The organism is Desulfobulbus alkaliphilus (genome assembly GCF_016918545.1).
GTDB classification, from domain to species: Bacteria; Desulfobacterota; Desulfobulbia; order Desulfobulbales; family Desulfobulbaceae; genus Desulfobulbus; species Desulfobulbus alkaliphilus.
On the sequence record NZ_JAFFQC010000023.1, the window covers coordinates 35,632 to 59,436 of the forward strand.

Annotated in this window: 19 protein-coding genes; 3 read left to right on the forward strand and 16 right to left on the reverse strand. The window is 54.2% G+C overall.

The window, feature by feature from the left end:
- Positions 1 to 133 precede the first annotated feature (133 nt).
- From JWG43_RS12465 to JWG43_RS12530, 14 genes are all read right to left on the reverse strand, one after another.
- Positions 134 to 1,249, reverse strand: a complete 1,116-nt coding sequence (locus JWG43_RS12465) for an NAD(P)/FAD-dependent oxidoreductase (protein WP_205243266.1) — start codon at positions 1,247 to 1,249, stop codon at positions 134 to 136.
- Positions 1,246 to 2,091, reverse strand: a complete 846-nt coding sequence (locus JWG43_RS12470; RefSeq protein ID WP_205243267.1) for a rhodanese-like domain-containing protein — start codon at positions 2,089 to 2,091, stop codon at positions 1,246 to 1,248. The genes JWG43_RS12465 and JWG43_RS12470 overlap by 4 nt, the downstream gene beginning before the upstream one ends.
- Positions 2,092 to 2,588: 497 nt before the next feature.
- Positions 2,589 to 3,578, reverse strand: a complete 990-nt coding sequence (locus JWG43_RS12475; protein WP_205243268.1) for a 3-oxoacyl-ACP synthase III family protein — start codon at positions 3,576 to 3,578, stop codon at positions 2,589 to 2,591.
- A 61-nt stretch (positions 3,579 to 3,639) separates the two neighbouring features.
- Positions 3,640 to 5,685: a BREX system Lon protease-like protein BrxL gene (gene brxL, locus JWG43_RS12480; protein ID WP_205243269.1), complete on the reverse strand. Its 2,046-nt coding sequence runs from the start codon at positions 5,683 to 5,685 to the stop codon at positions 3,640 to 3,642.
- 48 nt (positions 5,686 to 5,733) lie between these two features.
- A complete protein-coding gene (locus JWG43_RS12485) occupies positions 5,734 to 6,117 on the reverse strand; it encodes a GxxExxY protein (RefSeq protein WP_240193566.1) in 384 nt (127 codons plus the stop codon).
- Complete coding sequence (gene pglZ, locus JWG43_RS12490; protein ID WP_205243271.1) at positions 6,104 to 8,473, reverse strand: BREX-1 system phosphatase PglZ type B; 2,370 nt, start codon at positions 8,471 to 8,473, stop codon at positions 6,104 to 6,106. Before pglZ ends, JWG43_RS12485 begins: the two co-directional genes overlap by 14 nt.
- On the reverse strand, positions 8,470 to 9,969 hold the full coding sequence (locus JWG43_RS12495) for an RNA-binding domain-containing protein (protein ID WP_205243272.1): 1,500 nt from the start codon (positions 9,967 to 9,969) through the stop codon (positions 8,470 to 8,472). The genes pglZ and JWG43_RS12495 overlap by 4 nt, the downstream gene beginning before the upstream one ends.
- On the reverse strand, positions 9,966 to 13,739 hold the full coding sequence (locus tag JWG43_RS12500) for an Eco57I restriction-modification methylase domain-containing protein (RefSeq protein ID WP_205243273.1): 3,774 nt from the start codon (positions 13,737 to 13,739) through the stop codon (positions 9,966 to 9,968). The genes JWG43_RS12495 and JWG43_RS12500 overlap by 4 nt, the downstream gene beginning before the upstream one ends.
- Positions 13,739 to 14,140, reverse strand: coding sequence for a four helix bundle protein (locus JWG43_RS12505; protein ID WP_205243274.1), 402 nt, complete (start codon positions 14,138 to 14,140; stop codon positions 13,739 to 13,741). Before JWG43_RS12505 ends, JWG43_RS12500 begins: the two co-directional genes overlap by 1 nt.
- Positions 14,141 to 14,158: 18 nt before the next feature.
- A complete protein-coding gene (gene brxC / locus JWG43_RS12510; protein WP_205243275.1) occupies positions 14,159 to 17,647 on the reverse strand; it encodes a BREX system P-loop protein BrxC in 3,489 nt (1,162 codons plus the stop codon).
- Positions 17,648 to 17,687: 40 nt separating this feature from the next.
- Entirely contained in the window at positions 17,688 to 18,068 is a 381-nt protein-coding gene (locus JWG43_RS12515; RefSeq protein WP_205243276.1) for a GxxExxY protein, read from the reverse strand.
- A gap of 27 nt (positions 18,069 to 18,095) precedes the next feature.
- Positions 18,096 to 18,647 carry a BREX protein BrxB domain-containing protein gene (locus JWG43_RS12520; protein WP_205243277.1) on the reverse strand — a complete coding sequence of 184 codons (552 nt, stop codon included), beginning with the start codon at positions 18,645 to 18,647 and terminating at the stop codon, positions 18,096 to 18,098.
- Entirely contained in the window at positions 18,634 to 19,425 is a 792-nt protein-coding gene (locus tag JWG43_RS12525) for a hypothetical protein (protein ID WP_205243287.1), read from the reverse strand. Before JWG43_RS12525 ends, JWG43_RS12520 begins: the two co-directional genes overlap by 14 nt.
- Before the next feature lie 569 nt (positions 19,426 to 19,994).
- The gene (locus JWG43_RS12530) at positions 19,995 to 20,213 is read right to left on the reverse strand and encodes a hypothetical protein (RefSeq protein ID WP_205243278.1); all 219 of its coding nucleotides are present in this window, start codon (positions 20,211 to 20,213) and stop codon (positions 19,995 to 19,997) included.
- Between the two features lie 142 nt (positions 20,214 to 20,355).
- On the opposite strand from JWG43_RS12530, the gene JWG43_RS12535 reads away from it, so the two are divergent.
- On the forward strand, positions 20,356 to 21,339 hold the full coding sequence (locus JWG43_RS12535; protein WP_205243279.1) for a helix-turn-helix transcriptional regulator: 984 nt from the start codon (positions 20,356 to 20,358) through the stop codon (positions 21,337 to 21,339).
- A 30-nt stretch (positions 21,340 to 21,369) separates the two neighbouring features.
- On the opposite strand, the gene JWG43_RS19940 is transcribed toward JWG43_RS12535, so the two are convergent.
- Both JWG43_RS19940 and JWG43_RS12540 read right to left on the reverse strand, forming a co-directional pair.
- Complete coding sequence (locus JWG43_RS19940) at positions 21,370 to 21,498, reverse strand: hypothetical protein (RefSeq protein WP_275888466.1); 129 nt, start codon at positions 21,496 to 21,498, stop codon at positions 21,370 to 21,372.
- Positions 21,499 to 21,692: 194 nt separating this feature from the next.
- Complete coding sequence (locus JWG43_RS12540; protein WP_205243280.1) at positions 21,693 to 22,211, reverse strand: DUF4149 domain-containing protein; 519 nt, start codon at positions 22,209 to 22,211, stop codon at positions 21,693 to 21,695.
- A 136-nt stretch (positions 22,212 to 22,347) separates the two neighbouring features.
- Between JWG43_RS12540 and JWG43_RS12545 the strand changes: the two genes are divergently transcribed.
- Together JWG43_RS12545 and pgl are read left to right on the forward strand one after the other, a co-directional pair.
- On the forward strand, positions 22,348 to 22,713 hold the full coding sequence (locus JWG43_RS12545) for a hypothetical protein (RefSeq protein ID WP_205243281.1): 366 nt from the start codon (positions 22,348 to 22,350) through the stop codon (positions 22,711 to 22,713).
- Between the two features lie 381 nt (positions 22,714 to 23,094).
- The gene (pgl, locus tag JWG43_RS12550; RefSeq protein ID WP_205243282.1) at positions 23,095 to 23,805 is read left to right on the forward strand and encodes a 6-phosphogluconolactonase; all 711 of its coding nucleotides are present in this window, start codon (positions 23,095 to 23,097) and stop codon (positions 23,803 to 23,805) included.

Sequence of the window (23,805 nt, forward strand, 5' to 3'; positions counted from 1 at the left end):
TTGAGACGGCAAGATGTTGTTGCTCTGTAACCAGTTCATACCATAGGACAAAGTCTCAATCCGTGCAAGCGCATTCAAAATGAAAGCCTGGAACAGGGATTCGACGGGCATCACGTTGAATTTGTGCCCTTTTTCATGGTTTGACTCGAAAAGCGTCAATAAACCGGCGATCAATACGATCCTTGAGATAAAAGGCCGGTTTTCCTGAAAAGGTGATCTTCCATTTGGAGAGGATCCCCTCACCATCGCCCAGGTTGTAGATGAGCAGGTATTTTCCTCCCGGTTGAAATTGCTCAAGCGGTTTGTTCTCAAGAGCGGCGAGCAGGTTTCTGTAAAGAATGGGGTTTTGCCGCACGGCATAAACACCGACCTTGTCCAGCGGTTCAGCCTCGAAATAGATACAGTCGCCACCACCAAAAATATTGTCATGGCCAACGGACTGCAGACATTGGTTCACTCGAAGTCCACCATCCGGACCGACCGGCAGCCCGGAACGGGTAAAAATCGGCGACGGCTTGACTCCGACTGCGTGAAAAATAATATCAGCGGTATATTCCTGACCGTTTTCGATCATAATCCGGCCGTTTTCTACCTGCTGTACATATCCGTTCTCGAGGATGTCCACCCCTTTGCGCGTCAGGATTTTCCTGGCGAGTCGGCGAACCCGTCCGGGCCTTCCTGCGAAGAAATGCCGACCGGCAAAAATTCGAATCAACGGCATGGGAACCGCCTTCTCGCGACACAATTGATGGATATTGCCGGCAATCTCAACAGATGATGGGCCACTGCCGATAACGGCAATGGTGATTTTTCCGCCGGCGGCACGATCAAGTATCGTTTTCCGAGCCAACAGCAACTCCTCAATGGGCTTGGCGGTAAAAAAATTCTTTGTATCTCCTTGCAGCACCTCCCTCGGCACAGAGGATCCTGCATTACAGGAAAGAACATCATAGGGAAGAGCCTCTTTTGAATCCTCAAGAGAGACGAGCTGCTGCTCGGGATCGATGCTGAAGGCCTTGCCGAGAACAAAGCGGCCTCCTTTGGCTTCGACAAGTTTTCGGGTCGCAAAGCGAATATCCTCCGGCTTATATGTTCCCCCAAGCATACCTGGCCCCATGCCACTGTAATAGTGGTATTCCGAGGGTTGAATAACCGTGACCCCAAATCCCTTGGCAACAAAAGTTTCGAGATTGGCAAGGGTGACCATATGCGCATGGCCACCACCGATGAGCAGGAGTTGTTTTTTCATAACGTATTGTGATGTTGATCCATATACTCGCTTAATTTCGCCATGTGACTGCGCTCTTCCTCGGCAATCTGCAGGAGAACAGTACGAAACTCTTGACTATTTTCGCTTTGTTGTGCCGCTCGGGAATAGAGATCCAAGGCCTGCGCCTCAATGGCCAGTGCCATGCCGAGCACCTCGGTTTCAGATTCAAGATCTGTCTGGTAGAGCTGCAGGTACTCCTCTGTGGTCAGACCACCTTCCATTGCCGGTTCGGCGATTTTCCGGGCGAATTCTTCTCGAGAGATATCGACACCGGTGCTTTCAGCGTAGAGCTGGACCAGTCGCTCCTGATGACGGATTTCGATATCCGCCAACATGGCAAAGAGATTTTTTGTCGACTCATTGATCACTTTTTCCTGCACAGAGAGGTAAAAATCCCGCAGACCGGCTTCAAGCCCGAAACCGGTAATGAGGGCCTCCTCAGGGCTGGTGCCTCCGGAAAAGAGGTGCAGGCCGACATCTTCCGGACCGACAGCCACCTCTTTTTTCCATGCCTTGATGCCACCGGACAGATTGTAGAGATTCTTGAACCCTTTGCCTGCCATCATTTGCGCAGCAACCCGGCTGCGTCCGCCAATGGCTCAATAGATGACAATCGATTTTTCCCGGTCGAGTTCATCCAGCCGGTTGTCCAGTTCGCCAAGCGGAATGAGCTTTGCTCCGGGCAGGTGGCTTGCTTCGTATTCCCTGGGTTGTCGTACATCCAGAAAGATCACATCACCAGGCGGGTGCTGTTGAACAAGCTCGTGCGCCTCTTGCCAGTTGAGGGAAGAAACCGGGGTGAGAAATTGCAGCCATTTCATAGTAAATTCCTCCAAATTCTTTTTCTGGTCACAGCACCATACAGATTGGCTTCTTTCTGGGAGTATCTATCCTTGATATGCAGGCAATCGAGACCGCCACATCGGAGGGCTCAATCCAGAGTCAGGAAAAAATCTCCCGCATCCAGACCAAAACCGAGCTTCGCCATAATGTCCTCCTTTTGCTTGACCATTCACGGTTGGTTTCGACTACCACAACTGACCAGTAACAATTATTAAACAATGCTATACATCATACAACCAAACGCAACTAAAAGAATATCAACGGGGTTACAATTGCGTGTTGCAGGCTTGGTCGATAAGAGGAGGGGCAAGTCTACCCTGGGACTTGTTGTGGATTCAATTCATGATTCGCCGTCGAGGCTGGGGAAATTTCTCCTGAAACATGCTAATCATCCTGTTCGGTTTTTGCGCGGGCCAACCTCAAGTGAAGTGGGAAAATATTCCACCGGCTTCGCCGCGGAATCAAGGCTGCATGGTTAATAGCGAAACACCGCTGCAGCAAACGAAAGGCCGCCTCCCGAGGTAATCATCAAGATTAAATCATTTTCCTTCAGCCTTCCGCATTGGACTGCGTCATCAATGGCCATGGGAATACATGCAGCACCGGTATATGCATATCTGTCCATGATCGTGTGCGCTTTTGCACGTGGGACATCCAGGTTGTCCATTGTCTGATGGATGCTGTTGATATTGATCTGAGTCATGAAATAATGAGCAATGTCATTGGGTTTGATGTCTAATTGCTGACACAGGGAACGAACCATTAAGGTCCAGGTTTCTGGATTCTTATTGTCTGGAAATTTTTTCACAAACTGTAAATACTGATCGCCCTTCGCCAGGGCTTGAGGAGAAATCGGATACTGGGTTCCTCCTGCATAGATCCCCATCCACCCATGATACTGCCCTTCAACTTTGTGTCTGGCTCCCAGAAATCCGCGGTTCCCTCCCTCAACCGCGGTCACTACAGCCGCTCCGGCTCCATCGGCAAACAGGGTGACCGTTTTTTTATCTTTTGGATTCAAATATTTACTCATGGCATAGGCGCCAATGACCAGGATTGTTGCGTAGTCATTGCCTGAGCGGATATATCGACTTGCCATTTCTAAACCAACCACAAAGCTTGAGCAGGCAACGTTTACATCTAAAGCACCGGCATTGGTCGCCCCCAAACGATAGTGGACCGCGGATGCCGTGGAGGGGGAAATATGTTCCGGCGTATCGGTGCCGACAATAATCAAATCAAGGGCCGTGGCTGCCAATCCGGCCTTTTTCAAAGCTCTCTGAGCAGCTTCAACACACAAATCCGCCGTGGATTGGTTATCCCGGCACCATCGGCGCTCTTGTATGGTCAAATTCTTTTCCAACCAGGTACTGACATTTTCCCCCAGCAATTGATCAAAATACTCATTAGTAAGAATACGTTCCGGAGCGTATGAACCTATGGAGCGGATGACGGCATTTCTCATAGCTTTCTCCTCATATTTAGAATGATTCTGACCAAGATACGAAGAAGTCCACTGTTCTCCATTACTCCACTATTGCTTTCAGGAGAGCATCCTGGATATCGGCATAAAATTGGATGTCGATTCTGGTCGCCATGTCGTCTGAGAGGTCAAACAATTGCCGACGACAGCCGACCGGCATCAGCAGTGTCGCTGCGCCTTTTTCAACCGCAATCTCTGCAATGGTGACCGGATTGTGAACGGGTTCAATGGAACCACCCAGATTGACCTCTCCCACGATGATAAGTCCACCCCGCACGCTTTTTTTCAGCAAGGCGGTACAAAGGGCAATGAGTGATGCCACGCCCAGTTTCGCCCCCGATTTCGCAGCATCGAAGGCCCGGAGCTGTGCGGTGAATGCATGATGACGAGGATCTTTGTCGCCAACCAATTGCGTGGAGCGTGCATAAAGGTTCTGCTCGGCATACCCCATGCTTTCCTTAAAGGCCGGCGGAACGGGTTTGTTGAGAATTTTGACACCGGAACCTGGGCCCTCATTGACTTCAATCCGGTACAGCCCAGGATGATCTTCTCCACCACCCGGTGAGATGGTCCAGACCTGACCAGGCTCTAAAGGATCACCGCCGATACGGTTTTCGCTTTGCAATTCAGGGGTTGAAACAAATGTTTCAACTCCATCGATACCCAGCACGTAGCTGAAGTGGGTGTTGCGGAATTCCGCCGCGCCGACACGTTTCTGCTGCTCCTTGACGCGACGTCTTGCCTCCATGGCAATATGGACGGCCCATGCAACATCCTCGTCTGCGACCTCACCCTCTCCAGGATAAAGGAGTTTGAGCAGGCCGCTCACTGTTTTGTTTACGGCATTGGTATCACGGCCGGAAAGAGCCCCCCCGAAAAACACCCTGTTCTGCAGGACGCTGAGCCGACTTTGATGACGGAGCTGACTCCAGCATTCAGAGAGAAAATCGCTGACCAGACCGAAATGATTGGTCAAAAGCTCCTTGCTGATTTTGGGAACATCCCACCCCGGCAGAAAGGCATGGATACGATCCATAAAGGCGGTATCGTCTTGTATTTCTGCCGGCATGGGACCGAACAGGTGCCCGATCCGTTGCTGGTGCTCAACATCCACATTGAAATTACCGACCAGAACGATGCTGCCATCGGCACGAATACTTTCTTTACCACGGCTGAATTCACCGGATTCCATGTACCCCTTCATGATATTAACCCCATCCTTTTGGTCGAAGGAAATACCGGATACCTCATCAAAGCAAACAACATCGTACTGGCAGACCAATCCGCGCTGGCCGGTTGCGTTGTTGACGAACATTCTGGCAACCGTTGCCTTGCCGCCGGAAATAAGATGTGCATACGGAGAAACTTGCTGATAAAGATGACTTTTGCCGGTTCCTCTGGGTCCAAGTTCCACAAGGTTGTAGTTGCGCTCAACAAAAGGAACCATGCGCAACATCAAGGCATCGCGCTGCCGCTGTGACAAGCCGGCCGATTCAATGCCAACGGAGCGAAGCAGGAATTCCTTCCATTCCTCGGTGGTAAAATTTGACCGTGCCTCGGTTAAGCTGTCGAGCACATCTCGTTTTGACAGCTGAATTTCCCGGAGGAATTCGATACCAAAAGGCCTTCCTCTACTCTCCTGAGCAATAGAAGCATCGTAGTTCAGACTGATTTCGGCATAAAAGCCGCCAGTCAGCATTCGTTCATGTTCATTCACCAGTTCCGGGCTGATGCGGACATCGGTCAGTTGCAGGCTGGGCAGGGTTGCGATGTAGGAGTCGGTCTTGGCATCCAGCCGAGCGGTGATGAGGTCGATGATTTTGACCTCGCCATTTTCCCTGGCCCGAGCCTTGAAAAGCTCTTCTTCCCCGGCCTTGACCGTTCGCGATTTGAGTTGCCGTTGGACGATCTCAAGCCCCTCGTCGATCTCGTCCTGCTCGGTACTGGCGCAGTACCGGCCGAGGAGAAACTCGACCACATAGGTTGGCACCGGAAACTGGCGGCTGAACATCCGGACCAGATCCTTACGAACCAGGTACCCTTCCAGCGAGGAGGCCGCTTTTTTGTCGATCTGGTCCATTTCAATCATAAAGCCTCCTTTGAACCACAGATTCACACAGATAGACACAGATAACATTCATAGAACGAGGCGTTCCCATTGGAGCTTGGCATACTTGAAATTCAGGATGAGGCCCACTCGTAGACCTGTGATCTTCAGGTAATTCAAAATCTGGCCTTTTTCATGGTCGGCAATTCTTTCAATGGTCTTTGCATCTACCACAATCTTGTTGAAAACGATCAGATCAGGAATGTATTCACCCACCTTGACCTCTTTGTAGACCACATCAAAACGAGGCTGCTGTGCATGGGCGATATTGCGCAATCCAAACTCAACACACAAGGCGTTTTCATAAGGCTTTTCAAGCAAACCGTGACCCAGAGTGTTCAAAACCTCCATCGCACATCCAATAATTTGATGAGTTTCCTCTTTGAACAAAAATCTGTGTTCATCTGTGTCCATCTGTGGTTCCTCCGATGATGGTGGCAATCTGCGCAACCAGCGCCCCATTGGTATCGATCAGGACCACCGTTGCTTCACGCCCCTCCATGTCCTCGTCCTCGACGACCACGGAGGCTGTTCCGTTGTCTTTGAGCGGTTTGCTCCCTACAACCACACTGGACAATGAATTGCCGGCCTGGCTCCGAACATCAAATGATAAACCCGAGAAGTTGCCATCAACGGCAACGGTACAGCGCAGACCCTTCCATACCACGTCGGTAACTTCGACAGGTACCGCACTGTTCACGGATTCGTCTCGTGTTACCGTCAAGTGCAGCGTCAGGCACTCCTGCAGACTTAGGCCGCCATGAGAGTATTCCTCCCCTTTTCTGAAACAGCTGACGCCATCGGCAAGGGCAAAGTACTGATTCGGATTCCAGAACCAGGGATACAGCCGCTCCTCGGCAACGGCTCCAGGTTTCAAAGACGCGCAACGTCCCCATTTGCTGTCTGTCAGGGCACGGGGCAGTTCTATTTTTGGCAAGCCCCCGGGCAGCAGCAGCCATCCATGATCGGTGACCACCCGAACACGCTTCCATCCTGCTGCCAGAAGCTCCGTGATACAGTCTGTGATCTCCAGAATCAGGGCATCGATGTGTTTGGCAAGTTTCCACCCACGGTCGTGGCCTTCGTGGTCGATATCGCCGAATTCGAGCCATATTTTTTTATCCACGAAAGACACGAAAGAACACGAAAGTTTTTTGTCGGGGATGTAGTAGCCGTTTTCTTCGATGGCCTTGCTAAGCTGGTAGGCACTCATGGGTTCAAAATTAAAGCCTGCGGGCTCTTCGGCGACACGGTGTGATTGACAATCAAGGGGGGCCACCGCCGGCTTGCAGGTGCCGGTGACGCTGGGTAGAGCCGCCCATGCCACGGATTCCTCAACCTCGCATCCCGCCGCTTCCAGCGACTCGCCAAGCCGCTTGGCACAATCAAACCGCAACCCGTCCACAAACAGAATGCAGTTTTCGTTTTCGCGTCTTTCGTGTTTTTGGTGGACCCAGATTTTCTGGAGATAGCGGGCTGATTCTTCCACCCACGGCAGATAGAGAGATCGGATGGCAACTTTCACCGCTTCAAAGTCTTGAACGCTATCAACTTCCGCCAAGGCGCGCACAACCCCATCATCGACTCGCCAGCCGTGATTGCGATACCCTGCCGCGAGATCATCCTGGGATCCCGCGGCCAGTCCGGTTTGCGTATTCTCTGCGATGGTGGTCAGGTGTTGCAATGCGCAAGCCAGGGGAGCATCGCCCAATTCGACCCACACCAAGGAACGCCTGCGGCCATGCTGTTTTTCAAGTTTTTCGACCTTGGCCCTTGCTTCATGAGCCGGGACTTTGGCAAGGGCTATAAGATCCCGTTGCAGATTTTTCTCCTGGTCGTCATTCCATTGCGGCCAGCCGTCGAACGATCGGTCTCCCATGTGCCAGAAAATGGTGTCACTCGGCGGACGACATTTTCTGATTTGTGCCGGAATGTTGGGATAGCGCTTAGGTGCCTCGCGGTAGCGCTCCCAAACGGCATGCCAGGGACCTTCATGGTTTGCAAGCTTAGTGCACCCGGCCAAGACTCCTTCGTTCAGGGGGTTGAAGGCCAGTTGAGACTTGCAGACCTCGACAAAGGCTTTCCATTCGTTCTCGCCCCGACCTGCCTGGAAGGCATCCCCTTGATCGAGCCATTGCAGCAGATCGCGAATCGGGTCGCCACCGGTCAACAGGGTATTGAAGTAGTCCTTATCCAGACGTTTACCTTTCAGTAAGGAAACATCCTCGTCGAGGAGCCGATACAACGCGAGCTGCATGGCATTCTTGGCATCATTGTCCTGGGCGACATCCAGCCCAAGTCCGCCTTGATCTGATTTCAGGTAGGCCAGGATCGTCCAGTCTTTCCCATTGATTTGCGACCAGATCACGCCCCGGTATTGCAGTTCAGCAAGCGGCTTAAGGTGATCCGGGCAACTTTCGACAGCCCGCAGGTCCTGGCGGCTGACGCCCGGCAGATAGAGAATTGGGGTCCACGAAAGACACGAAAGGCACGAACATTTATTTTTATCATTTTTGTGTTTTTCGTGATTTTCGTGGACAACAGTCTTTGCCAGCACACAGCGCAACCATATAGCAGGCCCAATACGCTTTTCAGGGGCATAGTCGCCCAAGATCATGAGTTCCGGCAATTCGGCCTGAAGAACGGGGATAACGGCTTCCCACTGACGGTCACGATCCGGCCACAGAATACAGGCCGGTGCGACCTGAACCTCCGGGTTGAAGACGGCGGCATCACGGATGGATTTCAAGAGATGATCAAGCACTCTCATTCAATCACCTCCCAGTAGCCGCCCTTGGCTCCACCGATACGGCGAAGCAAACCTTTCGCCTTGAGCTGCTGGAGATGGCGTTGCACGGTCTTCCGTGTTTGCCCGACACCCGCAGCCAGCTCCTCATAGGTCATTTGCGGATGCGCTTTCAACAGGGCCACAAGCTGACCCTGAAGAGGCTTTAATACGGTGTTATCAGGGACAGTTGTCACGACATCCGCATTTTTCAGGGACAGATTTGCGTTTTCAGGGACTGTTTCAGGGACAGTTGCCGAGCGAATGGTGGTTTTGAAGTAATCGTCGGTTGCTTCAAATGCAGGGGCGGCTCCAGTGGACTTCTCAATCAACGGCACTACCTTGGTGCGTATCCCCATCCCCCTGGCATCTACATAGCCGTAGTCGCGCAGCACTTCGACTACGATGGTATTTCGGGCTGAACGTTGTCCCGCCAGCACTTTTTCGATGGTCATGGAATTGGGCAGGGCGCCGGGACTGGTAATTTCCAGCCGATCCTGGTAACCGGCAATTTCCACGTCAACAAAGCGAGTCCAATCGCGATGGGCCAAGGCATTGATCAGCAGTTCCCGTAGTGCCTCAAAGGGATAAAGCCACTTCTTTTCCCGACGGAAATTTTGGTCAATGTGGTCGGATTCGCGTGTGACAAAAGGCTCGATCAGCTCCAAAGCCTTTTCGATCAACCCCGCATCAATCAGGCTCTTGCCCGCTTTTCCAACCTGAAAACGACCCACCAGCGGAGCATCCAAGACTTTGTCCATCTGTGCCTGGTATATCTTGTCCGGCGCGCCGAAGAACATGATACGTAGGCCTGATTGGCGGAGAAACTGCCGGGGCTTGATGCCAAACAAAAGCAGTCCGGCAATGGTACAAACAGGTTCATTAGTCACTGCGTCAACCATCAACCCGAGGGCTTTCAGGCGAGTAATCCAGGCAGCACGGGATTCAGGGACTTCCGGATCATTGAGAATATCCCGCAGATAATTCTCCAACCGTGCCAGATCGAGCGATTCAAAGCTGGTGCGATGCACCGGCATAATCTCCGAATGCACCATGCCGCTGGCCGATCCCAGTATCAAAAGCTGTTCACGCGTCGCGGGACGCGAAACCGAGCCTATGCGAACATAGGCGGTCTCCCGGTCGTTGGTCCGGACCACATAAGGCTTGGAAATTTCCTGCCCGATGGTGACCACGGCAACGACCTTGCCGTCATCCATGGTTATTTCCTCGTAATACGGCAGAATGATCGGATGCACATAGCGGGCGAACACTGTATCCGCAACCCATTCACTGAGATTGTCGCGGGTGATCCCAACTATCGATTTATCATCGGCGACCCCCAGCAGGATACGTCCGCCTTTCAGGTTGGCCAGGGCCACCACTTCCTTGGCGAGTTGTTCAGGGCGAACATCGTCCAGCTTGAATTCCACACCGGAATTTTCACCGTTAGTGATCAGCTCTAGAAGTTCTCTTTTGTTCATGCCTGGCCTCGCGCTTTTTTCTTTTCATCAAGGCTCAAGTGGTGGTCGTTGATGCGGTCGCCATTGAAAAGATGATACCACGGGGCGGATTTGACATCCTTGCCCCGGTCCTTGTTCCAGTGGATGTTGGGTTTGTCGCGTAAGCACCCCGCGCCTTTTTTGCCGACATCGGGCACGCTGAGGAAGGGGCGGATGTTGAGGCGCACGCCGTCGTTGAGGTCCGGGTCCCAGCCGATGGGCTGTTGTTCCAGCGGTTTCCAGCGCACGAAGATGTCGTAGGGCGCTTCGCCTTCGAGGATCAGCTCCAGCTTCTTCTTGAGGGCCTCGGCGGCGGCCAGGCGCTCCTGGGCTCCATCGACGCCGCTGGCGATGTCCTGCTTCTGGCGGCTGATCCAGTCGCCCAGGTAGGTGTAGATGAGGGTCTCCAGCAGCTTGGCATCGAGCTTGTGGTAGTTGACCAGGGCAGCGAAGCCGTCGCGCAGGCCATCCCAGATGTGCCAGATGAAGGGGCGGTGCTGGAACAGCTTGCAGTGCTGAGTGAAGAACTTCTCCCGCAGCCAGGTCTCCAGGCTTTTTCCGCCATGATCCGCAGCGGCAAGGATCTGGTTTGTCCAGGCGGAAAAAGAGATATCAGGGTTCAGTGTGCAGTGGTCAGTGTTTTTACTGCCATCTGATAACTGATAACTGACCACTTGCTTGTGAGCGGCAGCGAGCAAGCCAAGCAGGCGGTCGGACGCCGAAGCCTCTCCCCGTACCGGCGGGATGCAGACGATACCGTCATCATCGGCGAAGCTCGCCAGGGCTTCACAGCGCTTGACCCATTCGCGCTGTTCGTCGGCCAGTTCCATATTCGGGTCCAGCTCGGCGGGCCAGCGGTAGCCGAGCAGGCGGGCGACAGCGACATGCAGCACGCTGTCATCGGTGCGCAGCAGTCCGTGCGCCGTCCATTTTTGCTCCTCATTCCAGATGACCGAACCGCAGGGGTGGCCGTGGAAGATCCATTGGGTGGGATCGTCGGTGTAGGGCCTGGGCAGGCCGTTGGGGTATTTTTCTTCGGCAACCTTGGTCCAGTGGACGAGGTCGAAGGGGACTTTTGCTAATGTATGGTTGGTCACCTTGAGCGCTTGATCAATATCTCGCACCAACACTGGATATTCAGGCGAAGAGCAAAACGCCCAAATTGCGGGAAGCTGCTCTATAGTTTTCGGTATGATAGCTGCGATATTGCAGTCAAATTTTTGCCCATAGAACAAAGAGGATTCAAGATTTCGCATACGATTAATCGCAATACCTTTCTTACCCCATGCACGAAAACCCCTTGTCGGTCTGCTATTCTGTTCACGGGCTTTTTTTACCATATCACCGGCACCCGATTCCCAGAGCAAGGCTCCTGTATAACCAGCGTACTCCTTGGTAAACTCAGAAGTCGTCCTGAATGGAACTATATAATCACTGGTCAATACGCTTTCCCACCAAAACATCTGAAATCGAGCTAAATCGCCGGTTCCTATTCCCTCGTAGGAATCCACGTAGTTAATCAACAATTGGACATTGTCATCACCTTCTTGAAAGCCAACCCTTGCATCCGGATTATCCAACTGCTTCGCCTGCTCAACGCTCTTGATTTCTCCTGTCAGCAACTGTGCTGCTTTTTCGGCGGCGGTGCGGGGCTCGGAGACATCCAGTCCACGAATTTTATTGTCCACGAAAGGCACGAAAGACTCGAAAAGGTCTAATTCATTGTTCGTGCTTTTCGTGTTTTTCGTGGACCCAAACAGCCCGCCCGCTTCTTTTGTTGAATTGCCACGGCTAAGGGTGATCAAGATGGCTTTCACCACCTCGCCACTAATGGTTTCAAAGGCTCCCGGACCCAGGCGGGCGATCAGATGCCAAGTGTCATTCTTCAGCAGCTTCTCGCGAAATTTCTTGTAGCTGGTCAGGAAGAGCCAGTTCTGCGGCAACACGATGCTGGAGGTGCCACCTTTCGCGCAGAGTTCCAGGCAGCGGTCGAGGAATACGGTCGCCAGATCGTTCTTCGCGGCCGGATAGTGCTTTTCGCAGAAATCGCGCAGCCGCTCATTCTGCTTTCCTCGGGCCAGATACGGCACATTGGTCATCACCCATTGATAGCGCCCGGCAAGCAGAGTTGCGGCCTTGGCCAGTCCCTGGGCGACAACAGCGACTTCTCTTTTTTCGTCCACAAATGACTCGAAATTTTCTTTTTCATTTTCGTTCGTGCTTTTCGTGTTTTTCGTGGACTCTGCTTGTAACGCCTGCTCCAACGCGCTGGAGAGTTCATCCCACTGCACCAGTTTGGCGGCATCGGCCTTGGCGGGATTGAGCAGGCTGCCCAGCACCGGCGCATCCTTGAAGGTATCGTGCATCCAGCCCAGGGCGATGGTGAGGTTCTTTTTACCCCCACCCAATCGAGAGCCGAGCTGTTTCCATTCCTCTTTTGCCACACTCACGGACAAGCCAGAGCAGGCGATATTCAATTCCGGCAAGGGACGATAACCGCCCGCATCCGGGTATTTCCAAGCAGTCAGCGCCAGGGCAAAGGCGGCCAGTTCCACGCAGCGCTGGTCCAGTTCCAGGCCGTGGATATTTTCCCGCAGTACCGCATCCGCCGCTTCCCTGGCCGAAAGACCGTCGCGCTCCATGCGCATCGGCACCAGCATCAGGAAGGCAGCCACCAGGAAGTGGCCGGAGCCGCAGCAGGGATCCAGCGTTTTGAGTTCACTCAGGCTATCGGGCCAACCATCGAACCAACCGGCGGCTGGCATCCAGTGTTCTCCGTCGAACACGCTGGAGTTATCAGTTATTAGTGTGCAGTGATCAGTTTTGACAAACCGAAGATAGGAAAACGGCACGCCAGGCAAACTGAAAAACTCCCGGAGCTCTGCTTCCGATTCAGCATGCTTCAGCTTCTCAATCGCTCTTTTACTGAAATCTGATAACTGACCACTTACCACTCGCTTGGTTTGTTGGGCAACAAACCAAGCGCCAAGGGAGTTGTCGAGCAGGAAGCTGACCATGTAAGGCTCGGTAAACAGCTGGGTGACGGCGGGCAGCTCCCGTGCGCCGATCTTGACCTCGGAGGCGTTGACCTCGTCCTTCTTCTTGGCCTGCCAGAATTGATAGACCCAGCCAAGGCTGTCGGAGGCGGTGAAGACCGGAAGCTCAAGGTCAGCCACCAGGCGCTCCAGTTTCTGCTGGTGCTCCGGCGGTAAGCTCAGTTGGAAAACCGGCGAATCGGGCCGGAAAATCTGCGGCAGCATGCGTGACGCCAGCTTCGCCGCCATCTCCCATTCGTTTTTCAACCCCTCATCCGCCGCCAGATCGCTGCACTCCTCCAGCGTCACCGCTACGGCATTTTCGTCCACGAAAGGCACGAAACTCGCGAAATCTTTTTCTTTATTTTTTGTGTTTTTCGTGTTTTTCGTGGACACTTCTTCTATATACATCAGCAGATTGTTCTCGGCCAGAAAGCGAGCAAACAGCATGCGGTGCCAGTGCTCGTAGGCGACCTCTTCGATCAGGCGATCCATGGTCTGGATCTTGCCGCCGTTCAGGGAATCACCCAGTTGACGGCCGTGAACGCGCAGCTTGCGGCGCAGCTCCCGGTCCGGTTCGCTCAGATGCGCAAAGGGCGCGGCCTCACCCACACCGAGTTGTTCCAGCGCGGCGCGGGCGGCTGCCTCGGCTGCCTCGCGGGCTTCTTTGATTGTTTTTTCGAGTTTGTTGCGCAGCGTCTTGTCCAGTGGTTGCATTAGTTTTCCGTCTCCCGCGAGGAGTGTTCAGAGTTCACTGTGCAGTTTTCAGTGGCCATTCGAGCCTTAATGGATTTCATCAGGCCCACGATCATTGAAGAAATCTCTTTCGATTCCTGTATCCATGCTTGGGCCTTCTGCTTTTCAACATAGCCGATTTCCTGGCCGATGTAGACTTGAGTTCGGAGCTCGCCACAGGAACCTTTGGCAAACCGAAGGAACTGCAAAAACTCTTTCTGTGAATCCCGCTCCATGCCTTCCGCAATATTGCTCGGCACAGACAGCCCGGAACGGCAAAGCTGATCTTTGAATCCGTAATCCTTCAAATCAGCCAATGCCTTGTAGATTTCCGCACTCAGTCGTGCAGATCGCTTCCAGACTTCGAGATCCTCGAACTTCATTCTGAACTCTTTCCTCTGTTATCTGATCACTACAGGCCCTGCCTGTAAGGCAGCCTTGAGTTGTTGTTGCACCTCAATGACCCAGGTATCTATCTCCTCGTCGGTTTTCAGCGTGCGGCGCGGTACCTGAATGAACTGAGCCTGGGGTTCACACAGTTCAGCGGCACCGCTGGCGACGTTGTCGAAGCGGGCGGGCATGGCCGCCACACGGTCGGCAAACATCGACAGGGTGCAGTTGTCCAGGGTGGTCAGTACGTCTCGGGTCGACTGTACCGCAACCGCGGGCCGGGCGGACTCGTGCAGAAATTGGGCAGAGATGAGCTGGTAGCGCTGTTCCGGTTCCAGTTGCTGCCAGTTGGTGTCATCCGCCAGGCGCGCCATGCCCTTCGCATGACGGGTAGCATATTCGCTATCGAGCTTGTTGAGTTCATCGCGCAGCAGTTGGGTCAGGTTGGCGATCAGCGGCCCGACCTGGTCGGGCTCTTCGAGTAGTTGTCGCTGCTGCTCGATGGTCTTCACCTGGGCGTAGATAATCTCAATATCGGGAACCACAGATTCACACAGATGGACACTGATTGTGTTTTCTGTCTGTGGTTCTTCCTTTATGGCATGATCAAGCAACCGATTCAGGGTGAGCCAATTTGGCCAGCGTTTGACGATGCGCTCGGCGAGATCGGTCCAGCTGTCGATGCTGCCGCCCAGTTCATCCCGCCGGTTGTAGAGAGCAAGCAGTTGCTCATTGCCCGCTGTAAGGCGGATTTCGTCGAGGAACGTGGTGTCCGGCCGGGCCGGCTTCGGCGCCTCGCCGCCAGCCTGGTCGGCAAGTTCCACCATTTTCTCCAGGAGCTGCGGTATATGGACCAACTCCTCACCCTGTTTGGCCGAGAGGCCGACCTTCTGCAACAGCTTGCGGATCAGGATGCGTTGGGCGGTGGTGACGGTGGCGGATTCCACCTTGAACATCACCTTGCCGATGGTTTTGCGCTCCAGCTCCTTGGGGTCGAGGGTTTGGCCGCGCTCACCCTGCGCCCTGATCAGCCCGGCCACCAACAGCACCTGGAGACCACCGTCCACGGCGTCACGCGACCATCCGCAGGGTGAAGACTCGAACTGGGTGCGGATATCCGTGCCTTTTTTGCCACCGGCGATAAAGCCGAGAATGGCTTTGCACACCGGATTTTTTGCTGGTTCGGCCTCAAAGCCGACGGCCTTGAGCGCATCGGGAGCGCCTTTCTGGGCTTTTTCATAAACCTTGGACCAGCCCACATGGTCGGCGATATGGAACTGTGGGTAGAGCCGTTGCTGCGCGTTGCCGGAGGCTTCCAGTACCATCTCCTGGAGATCGTTGCCGAGGATTTCATTGCCGCCGCCCTGAAAGACGCGGGCTCCGGAGAAGGTTTCGATGAGCAGTTCGCCAATCTTGCCCTCGGCGGCCTGCTTGGTGGTCTCCATGGCCGCCCGGGCTTCGGTGCCTTCCGGGGTATTGGGCACTCCGCGCTTATCCAGTGTGGCGCTGGCGGCCTTGTAATTGATGAGGTGGTGGCGGAGGTCATCGGCGGAACGCTTGGGAATGAACACAAAAACAGTCGGGGACTGATTGCCCGCTTGCCTTGAATCGGCCCGCACCGAGTTTTCGTCAATGCTCCAGCCGTCGCGAACCCAGAGGTAAATGCGCTGCTCGGCATCGGCGGGAAGCTGGGCGTCAAATACCGGATAGATGTCGCGGGTGACCTTCGAGCTCCCCTGGGCGAGGGAGAGCTTGCGCACCATCTCGCCGAATTTCTTACGGATGCGGTCGTCGCGTTCGGCCTCGATACGGTGCGCCTCGTTGGACAAGGCGGAGCGCTGGCTTAAGAATTCGTCACTCCAGGCCGCGCTTTCCTCGGTTTGAATGCGATATTCATCACCAACCTTCATCAGCAGTTCGCATTTGTCGAGCAATCCAGGCAACTTGCCGCGCAGGGCACCAGAACCACGGGAAAGATTCTCAACCAGCAAATCGGCCAGGGTGTCGATAGTGGCGCGGATGCCAATTTCGTTATTGCTGCTGGCGAGCTTATTGATGAGAAACACCAGGCCGCAGGCACGCCCCATGAGTCGTTCGTCATCCGTCCCTTTGCTCCAGCTCATGGTCTTTTCGTGGACCTTGCGGGGCAGGATACGCGACTGCAACAGCTTGTCGGCGGAATCAAAATAGAGATAGTCAGCCGGCACAACATTCCCCAGCGATTCGCCCAGATTGGTCTGAATAACCTTGTGAATCATACTGAGCTGGTTGCGGAGCTGACTGTCGGTTCCGGTCTGATCCAGCACCCGGAGGGTGTTCTCCCAAAAACGGCGCCGTACCGGAAGAATCGGATAGTCCTGGGGAAAAAAAGCAATGTCGTCCTGCTGATGGCCGATGGTTGTGCCCGCCAGATGCCGGGAGATCTCGCCCAGATTGGTTTGCATGATTTGCTCGATGGGCGCCCTGGCTTCCGGTTTTTTGGCCAGAATGACCTGACGAATGACCGCATCGACATCGGCATCGGAGAGTTCCACACGGATGGTGAAGCGTCCCTCGAGCTTCTTCAGGTTGCTGGTGCCGGTCACGGCGGTCTGACCGGTGCCGATGAAGAGGAATTTGCCGCCAATGTTTTTGCTGCAGGCTTCCACCGCCTCCTGGACATCAATGGAGCGTTGGCTGTCTTCGCCGATATACTGTTGCACTTCGTCGAGCACGACAAGCGTCAAGGGGAATTTGCCATCCTTCGTCAGGGCCTGCCGAATCGCCTTGAGCATGTCATCGCTGGAGACGTCCTGGACGTAAGGATAGAGATTGTTCAGGGTCTCGACGCAGGAGAGGGGTGATGAAAAGAGCTTGGGCTTGGCCTGAACCAGGGCGTCGTGAAGGCCCTCAGCCACGTAGAAGTTGTCCAGTTCCTCAATCCAGTCGAAGCCACTCTGCTCAACATGGGCGCGAACCTGGGTCTCGATGCCTTCGTGCTTGAGCCACATGACGAAGCGGGCAACAGGGTATTGCTCGGGCAAGCCGGCGGATTTGAAGATGATGCGCAGGAGTGCCAGACGGACACTACCGCTTGCACCGGCTCCCAGCGTGCCGGATGCGGCGTGCAAGCCCCCATGCCGCTTAGCCTGGGTGTCCAATTCCTTGAAATTATCGCGGATAGCAGTGGGCAGGTTGGCAATGCCGCGAGCCGTGGATCCATCTTCGAAGACCGTGTCGACCCAAAGCGCACGGAGCATTTTGACGAGGTGCGATTTACCAGATCCGTAAAAACCACTGACCCAGACTGCGGGTTGCTGCGCCTGGTCGATATTCTTCAGATAGGTCTCGAGGATGTGAGCCATCCCTTTCTCGTATTGGCCGTCGCAGACGAAGGTCTCCAGCTCGTAACGGAGTACCGCCAGGGCCTGACTGGTCTTTTCGTCGTTGACGCTTGCCACGCCCTCGTTGACCAGCTTTCGGGTGGCCGGATCTTTTTGGTAAATATCGCGATTGTTCATTTTTTTGCCTCCACGAAAGACACGAAAAGCACGAAAGAATTCACAGAACTATCCTCTCAACTGTTGCCTTTGGATAACAACCGAAGTTGATCAGCAGGCCAAGCCGCATTCCCGTGGCTTTCAGATAATTCAGAACTTGAGCTTTATGTTCCCCGCTAGTTGAGGAAAGTGCCTTCAACTCGACGATAATCGATTTAAAACAAATCAGATCGGGCTTATAAAGCTGCTGCAACGGTTCGCCTTTGTAGAGAAGTTTCAGCTCCTGATGAGCCACAAAGGGAACGGCTCGCCTGGTCAACTCTTTCTCCAGGCATTCTTGATACACCGCCTCCAAAATTCCACATCCCATCTCACGATACACCTCAAACACAGCACCCTGGATCTGATAGCACTCTTTTTCAAATAAAATTTTGTTATTCATTTTCGTGTCTTTCGTGTTTTTCGTGGACTAAAAATCTTTATCCGCAGTGATCGGTACGGCGAGATAGTTCCACCCGTCATAGCCATCCAGCAACCTGTAGTTGTTGTTTTCATAGCTGCCCGGGAAAAAGACCAGCAACCGTCCCTTGACCATCGGGGCCAACGTATCGACGACCTCTTTCACTTTCAGAAATCCGAAAAGCGAACCGACGCCTTTAATTGCCACAACGGAATCGGAGCCGATCTCATTCTCTTCGAGGAAGATCGCGAATTCATCGGTGATGAATACGAGGTATTTCGGCAGCAGCGTGGAAAGCAGATGCGGCTTCTGAAAATAGCTCTTGGCGTACCTTTGCGAGGCGAGCCAATTGGCAAAGGTATCCGTCAGATCGAACATGGCCCACTCATGACCTGCCTGGCGCGTGACGATTTCAAATTCATCGACTTTGGCTCGCAGCCAGCGTTCCTCGGTTTCGTTGTAGACACAAAAGATCACGCGCTGGGCAGCAGCGGCATCATCGCGCCATGGAACGGAGATGTATTTGCTGTAAGACTGTATCAGCCGCTTAACTCTGCTCACAAAGCCACTCCATTTCTTGTTGATTTATCAAGTTCGGGAAGAGAACCTCAATGACATCACCCACGCGTTTAAATACGATCCAGCCTTTGCGAGAGGCATCGATGGCAAGTTCAATGGCTTTGTCGAAGGTGCAATCGAGCAACTTGGTGTATTCCGTTTGAAAAAGCGCCTGCCCTCTGCTGCCTGCGAGATAACCAAGGAGCAAAGCGTAAGAGACGCTCCCGGCGGTAGGATGCGCGCGGAAGCGGACTTTACGGGAGCGTCCATGGAGGTGGCCGGACTTGGTCCACGTTGCATTGATATTTTGCGCCGTTGATTTCAGCGTCGCCTTGCTGAAGCGGCCTGGCTCCTGGGCGTCAATAAACTCCTCAAGAGACTCACGGGTAATCGTTGCGCCTTCTGGAAATTTCAGAATGAACGGTGCCGTAGACCGGAAAATGGGGTCCCGAGCGTAAGTGCAGAGCAGCGCCAGCAATGGCTGTCCATCGATATCGCGATTCCAAAAGTAGAGAAGAGCCCGGAAAAGGCCGCAGGTAGCGTCAAGCGAGTAAAGATCAACGAGATGTCGATAGGTGAGCGCGCGGGTTTTACCGGAGCGCTTGCCCAGGCAGTTCTCATCATCTATCGCCTGGAGGTAATCGCACTTGTCAGCCTCGGGTCGGTCGACATAGGTCAATAAGGCTCCCAGTTCCTCAAGCATCATGGTGCGAGAAGTATGAGCGCCTCCGCGTTCGAAGCTAAACCCGAACCGGGATAATCGTTTATTCTTTTCCGTCATGCTCACGGCTGGTCTCACTTGCTCCGCCCTTGCGAACTTGCGAACCTACTCGTCGATTTCGTTTTTCTTGGATTTCCGGAGACGACCGATTTTGTGGACAGGCAGGCCTTTCGCTGATCCACTTGTAGACCGTATCTGCATTTCAGATCGAAACAGGTTTCAATATATTCCACTATTTTAACTAAAGATCTCTACTTTCTTGCCCCATATATTTCAACGCAAACATGACCCTTCTCTTTTCCCTGCCACGATGATGAGCAGGCCGAAGTTCATAGAGGAGGGAAAATGTCGGCGCTTTTAAGCGCCATATGGTGGCAACTCAAGAATACAATGTGACAAAAAAAGGAAAGTATCCACGCCATTCCCTTGCCCACCTGCTCCGGTTTTTGCTCTGGCTTCAGCATACAAGACCGGGAAAAATTCACCGAAGCGCAGGGAACCGAGGCTGGTTATCACCTGACAGGAACTGCAGGCTCATGTTTTGTCTGGCAGCCTGCTTACCCTCACCTGAAACGCTGACAACGTCACCGGGTGCACCTCTGCAGGTGCACCCGGTGACCAGCTTCGCTTTATCTTCGCTCCTGTCGATTGTTGGCCGTTGGCCAGCGGCTGTGGCCGAAGCAGGCTGTCCCATCGGGCAACATCATCGAGCGGCAATCACAGATTGTCTCATTCCACAATCGCCGTTGACTGACGACGGGTGCCCGCTGTTCCCTCTCCGGTTTGATTATGGTCAGCATCAGGTCCACAGCCAGCGCCAGCAGCAGATACGCCACGATATATCCCATGTTGTCCTCCTGTTGTAAAAGGGGTTGGTGATTTTCCTGCCCCCATAGTACTCTGGCTGGTGGGACAGATAGCGTCCTACTGAAAAAAAAAGACCTGGATCAGTGAGCATCCAGCCGTCACGGATTCAGGAAAGAGGGACCCATGGCCAAGTACAAACCCCAGCATGCCCGCCTGCTGTTTATCGACCGGAAAATCCGGGAGAAAAAGTTTCCCAACCGCACTACCCTGGCCCGCGAATGGGAGGTCAGCGCCAAGACCATCGGCCGTGACCTGGAGTACATGCGGTACCAGCTCGATGCGCCCCTGGCCTATGCCAGCAGGGAACGTGGCTATTACTATACCGAGGAGCAGTATCGCCTGCCGGCCATGGACATCCGCGAGAGCGACCTGTTTGCCATCTATCTGGCGGACAAGCTGCTCGCCCAGTACGAGAACACCCCCATTCATGCCAGCCTCACTTCTGTTTTCAGCAAAATAGAAGCTTCCCTGCCAGACAAGCTCGCCACCGGACCCGGCAGCGACCAGGCCAGGTTCACCGTGTTCCCTCCCTTTGCCACGGTGATCCTGCCCGAGGTGCTGGCAACGGTCTTTGCCTGTCTGCGGCACTCGATCCGCATGGAGATCGACTACAAAAATCCCGGCGGAACACCGGTGCGGCGGCGGGTTGACCCGTATCACGGGGTCCGCTTCGAAGGCGACTGGTACGTGGTGGGCTACTGCCACCTGCGGCAGGCGGTGCGTACCTTCAGCCTGGCGCGGATAAGGGCGGTGCGGCAGTTGGATGAGCGGTTTGCCATACCGGCTGATTTCGATTTCAGCAAACTCTGCGGCAGCCATTTCGGCGTGTACTGGGGAAAAGAGGAGATTGTGGTGCGGATTCTTTTTGCTTCGGGTGTGGCGGACTATATTCGGGAGCGGCGCTGGCACCCTTCCCAGATCATGGAGGAGCGAGCCGACGGTTCCCTGATCCTGACTCTCACGGTGAACCATCTGCTTGAACTGATGCGATGGATTCTCTCCTGGGGAGATGGGGCGCAGGTGCTGGAGCCTGAAGAGTTGGCCGAGGACATCCGCGGGACAGCGCGGCGGATGGTCTGGGTTGGTGCCCCGGACTCGGGTATTTAAATTTTGTGGCCTTGACCGGAGATCTGTTGTTCAGGGACAGGTGTCGACCAGCGGATGTATCTTCACCGCCATCAGGGCTATATCATCATCCTGGGGGTGGGATCCCCTGAACTGATCCATTTCCTGAATGATGGCCTGGAGCAGTTGCGCCGGCGGCAATCTATTAACCGGCGCAGCCGAGCAGAACTAGGCAAACCACGGTCACGGGTATCCATGGTATTGGCGCTGCTATAGCACGAGAGTGGGGTAACCTGCCAGTTTCTGTGGATTTCTGAAGACCAGCCATACACGATGTCCTCGATATCGGGTACCTGTATGCAGGTGGGAAAAAAGACCCACCTATCGGCCTGCATTCAGCGCGGCAGGATGATGGAAGGCTGCGGTGTCCGGCCGATCAGGGATCGTCGCCCAGCTACTGGAGCCATCGGTGCACCAACCAGCACCACCAGTACCACCCCGCCGGCGATGACGCTTAAATTTGCGACCATGGAAATCCGATGCAGTTGCGTAAACTGGAGGCGCCGGGGATCATCGGCTGCCGTGGTCTCAAAGGAAGGGATCGCCTTTTTCAGCTCCGCGGCCCGTGGTTCAAGGATAAAGGCCTGGGTAGCGGTCAGCCCCAGCATGATGACAATGATCAGGGAGGAAACAAGGGTAAAACGAGCTCTCCACAGTAACCGGCTGATCAGGGCCACCACTCCACAGAGCAGACCCCAACGGAAATACCCCGGAAAGAGAACCGTCACTATGCCGCCGGCGACATCCCGGGAATAGGCGGAGAAAATCGCCGGAGTGATCTGAAAGGTGAACAGAGCCATCCCTCCCAGCCAGCAGGCAATGGCCAGATGATAACAGATCCTTGCTGCATGCATAACTGTCTCTCCTGTGCAAATCTACGGGTCACCACTGCTATCTGTCTTCGTAAAGAGACGCTGGTCAATGGCGGGGAAATAATTATAGTTACACTATTATGCTCCGAAAGCAAAACGAGAAGAGGAGGAAAAAAACATGGTGCGCAAAATAATTTTTCCACTGATTGCCTTGATACTGTGGCCCGCTGTCGGCTACAGCCATCACCCCTGGGGCTACCGCGCCTATGGTCCCGCACCGTATACCCATTACGGACCGGTACAATATCACCACCCGTGCCAGCACCGCCCACACCGTCCATACCGGTCATACCGCGACAACTGGATCGTTCCCCTGGCCATTACCGGCGGGGTCATCAGCATCGTGGCCCTGTCGCAGTTGACCAGGCCATCGCCGCCGCCTCCACCTCAACCCCGGGTTCGACTGTGCCGCGATACCTACAATTACTATAACGAGTTCGGTCACTACCTCTACACCAGATATGTCGACCGTCCCTGTTTTTAAGCGGTGCCCTCTCTCCGCAGGACAACGGATTCCCGGCCCCCGGAGGGCCTCTGGAGGTGATGAAGCTGCCAACAGCCTGAATCTACTTGCCAGGCTGAACAATGATCCCAATTTTTTTTCGATTGACTACAACCGCATCATGCATCTGTGTCCATACCCGGAGAGCTTCCCATGCCCCCCTACCACGCAAAAAAAATCCGAACAGCCTGATCTCGACAAGAAAAAAGCGAGAGTTCTGGGCAGGTCAGCTGATACTTCCGGAAAAAAGACGGGGTTGACGATTGCCGGCGCCTGTGTTCTTGTCCTGCTGGCCACCGCCTGGTAAAAAGAGGAATCGTCACGTACGATCAAATCTGGTTGGACACCAAAGGCAGGAGAGAGATGCTGACAGTCATCGAAAACAAGGACCAAGACCAGCTGTTACGTTCAGCAGGGCACTACCTCATCGCAACAATCCGTGACCTGTTCACCAAGCGGGAGCAGATCAATCTGGCGGTTCCGGGAGGCAGAAGTGTCGCCAAGATTTTTCAGAACATGCAGACCGAGCACCTTGACTGGCAGCGGGTGCACTTCTTCATCATCGATGAACGGCTGGTTTCCATCGAGCACCCCGACAGTAACTACCGATTGTTGCAGGAGCATTTCATTGCCCCGCTGGTGCGGGCCAAACGCATTGACCCGGACAACGTCCATCCCTTCATCTTTGAACCGGCCCTCGCCGATCGCGGCACCAGGAACTACGAACGTGTTCTCGCGACACATGGTTTCCGGTATGACATCATCCTGCTCAGTGCGGGAGAGGATGGCCATGTCGGCGCCTTGTACCCAAACCACCACTCACTTGCCAGCCAGCACCATGGTTTTATTGTCATGGACGATTCACCCAAGCCACCACGTGAGAGGATGACATCCTCCCGCTCCCTGATGCAGACAGCGGACTGTGCGCTGCTGCTCTTCGTCGGCGAGGCCAAACAGGGGGCCTATGAGCAATTCATGGATGCGGCCTGCCCGGTCAACGACTGCCCGGCTAAACTGGTGTTGACGCTGCCCGAAATCGCAGTCTTCACCGATCTGTCCCCAACCGGGTCATAG

Coding starts and splice junctions, on each gene's coding strand:
- JWG43_RS12465 (WP_205243266.1), bottom strand. CDS start 1,249: ATGAAAAAACAACTCCTGCTCATCGGTGGTGGCCATGCGCATATGGTC.
- JWG43_RS12475 (WP_205243268.1), bottom strand. CDS start 3,578: ATGAGAAATGCCGTCATCCGCTCCATAGGTTCATACGCTCCGGAACGT.
- brxL (WP_205243269.1), bottom strand. CDS start 5,685: ATGATTGAAATGGACCAGATCGACAAAAAAGCGGCCTCCTCGCTGGAA.
- JWG43_RS12485 (WP_240193566.1), bottom strand. CDS start 6,117: ATGGACACAGATGAACACAGATTTTTGTTCAAAGAGGAAACTCATCAA.
- pglZ (WP_205243271.1), bottom strand. CDS start 8,473: ATGAGAGTGCTTGATCATCTCTTGAAATCCATCCGTGATGCCGCCGTC.
- JWG43_RS12495 (WP_205243272.1), bottom strand. CDS start 9,969: ATGAACAAAAGAGAACTTCTAGAGCTGATCACTAACGGTGAAAATTCC.
- JWG43_RS12500 (WP_205243273.1), bottom strand. CDS start 13,739: ATGCAACCACTGGACAAGACGCTGCGCAACAAACTCGAAAAAACAATC.
- JWG43_RS12505 (WP_205243274.1), bottom strand. CDS start 14,140: ATGAAGTTCGAGGATCTCGAAGTCTGGAAGCGATCTGCACGACTGAGT.
- brxC (WP_205243275.1), bottom strand. CDS start 17,647: ATGAACAATCGCGATATTTACCAAAAAGATCCGGCCACCCGAAAGCTG.
- JWG43_RS12515 (WP_205243276.1), bottom strand. CDS start 18,068: ATGAATAACAAAATTTTATTTGAAAAAGAGTGCTATCAGATCCAGGGT.
- JWG43_RS12525 (WP_205243287.1), bottom strand. CDS start 19,425: ATGACGGAAAAGAATAAACGATTATCCCGGTTCGGGTTTAGCTTCGAA.
- JWG43_RS12530 (WP_205243278.1), bottom strand. CDS start 20,213: ATGGGATATATCGTGGCGTATCTGCTGCTGGCGCTGGCTGTGGACCTG.
- JWG43_RS12535 (WP_205243279.1), top strand. CDS start 20,356: ATGGCCAAGTACAAACCCCAGCATGCCCGCCTGCTGTTTATCGACCGG.
- JWG43_RS12540 (WP_205243280.1), bottom strand. CDS start 22,211: ATGCATGCAGCAAGGATCTGTTATCATCTGGCCATTGCCTGCTGGCTG.
- JWG43_RS12545 (WP_205243281.1), top strand. CDS start 22,348: ATGGTGCGCAAAATAATTTTTCCACTGATTGCCTTGATACTGTGGCCC.
- pgl (WP_205243282.1), top strand. CDS start 23,095: ATGCTGACAGTCATCGAAAACAAGGACCAAGACCAGCTGTTACGTTCA.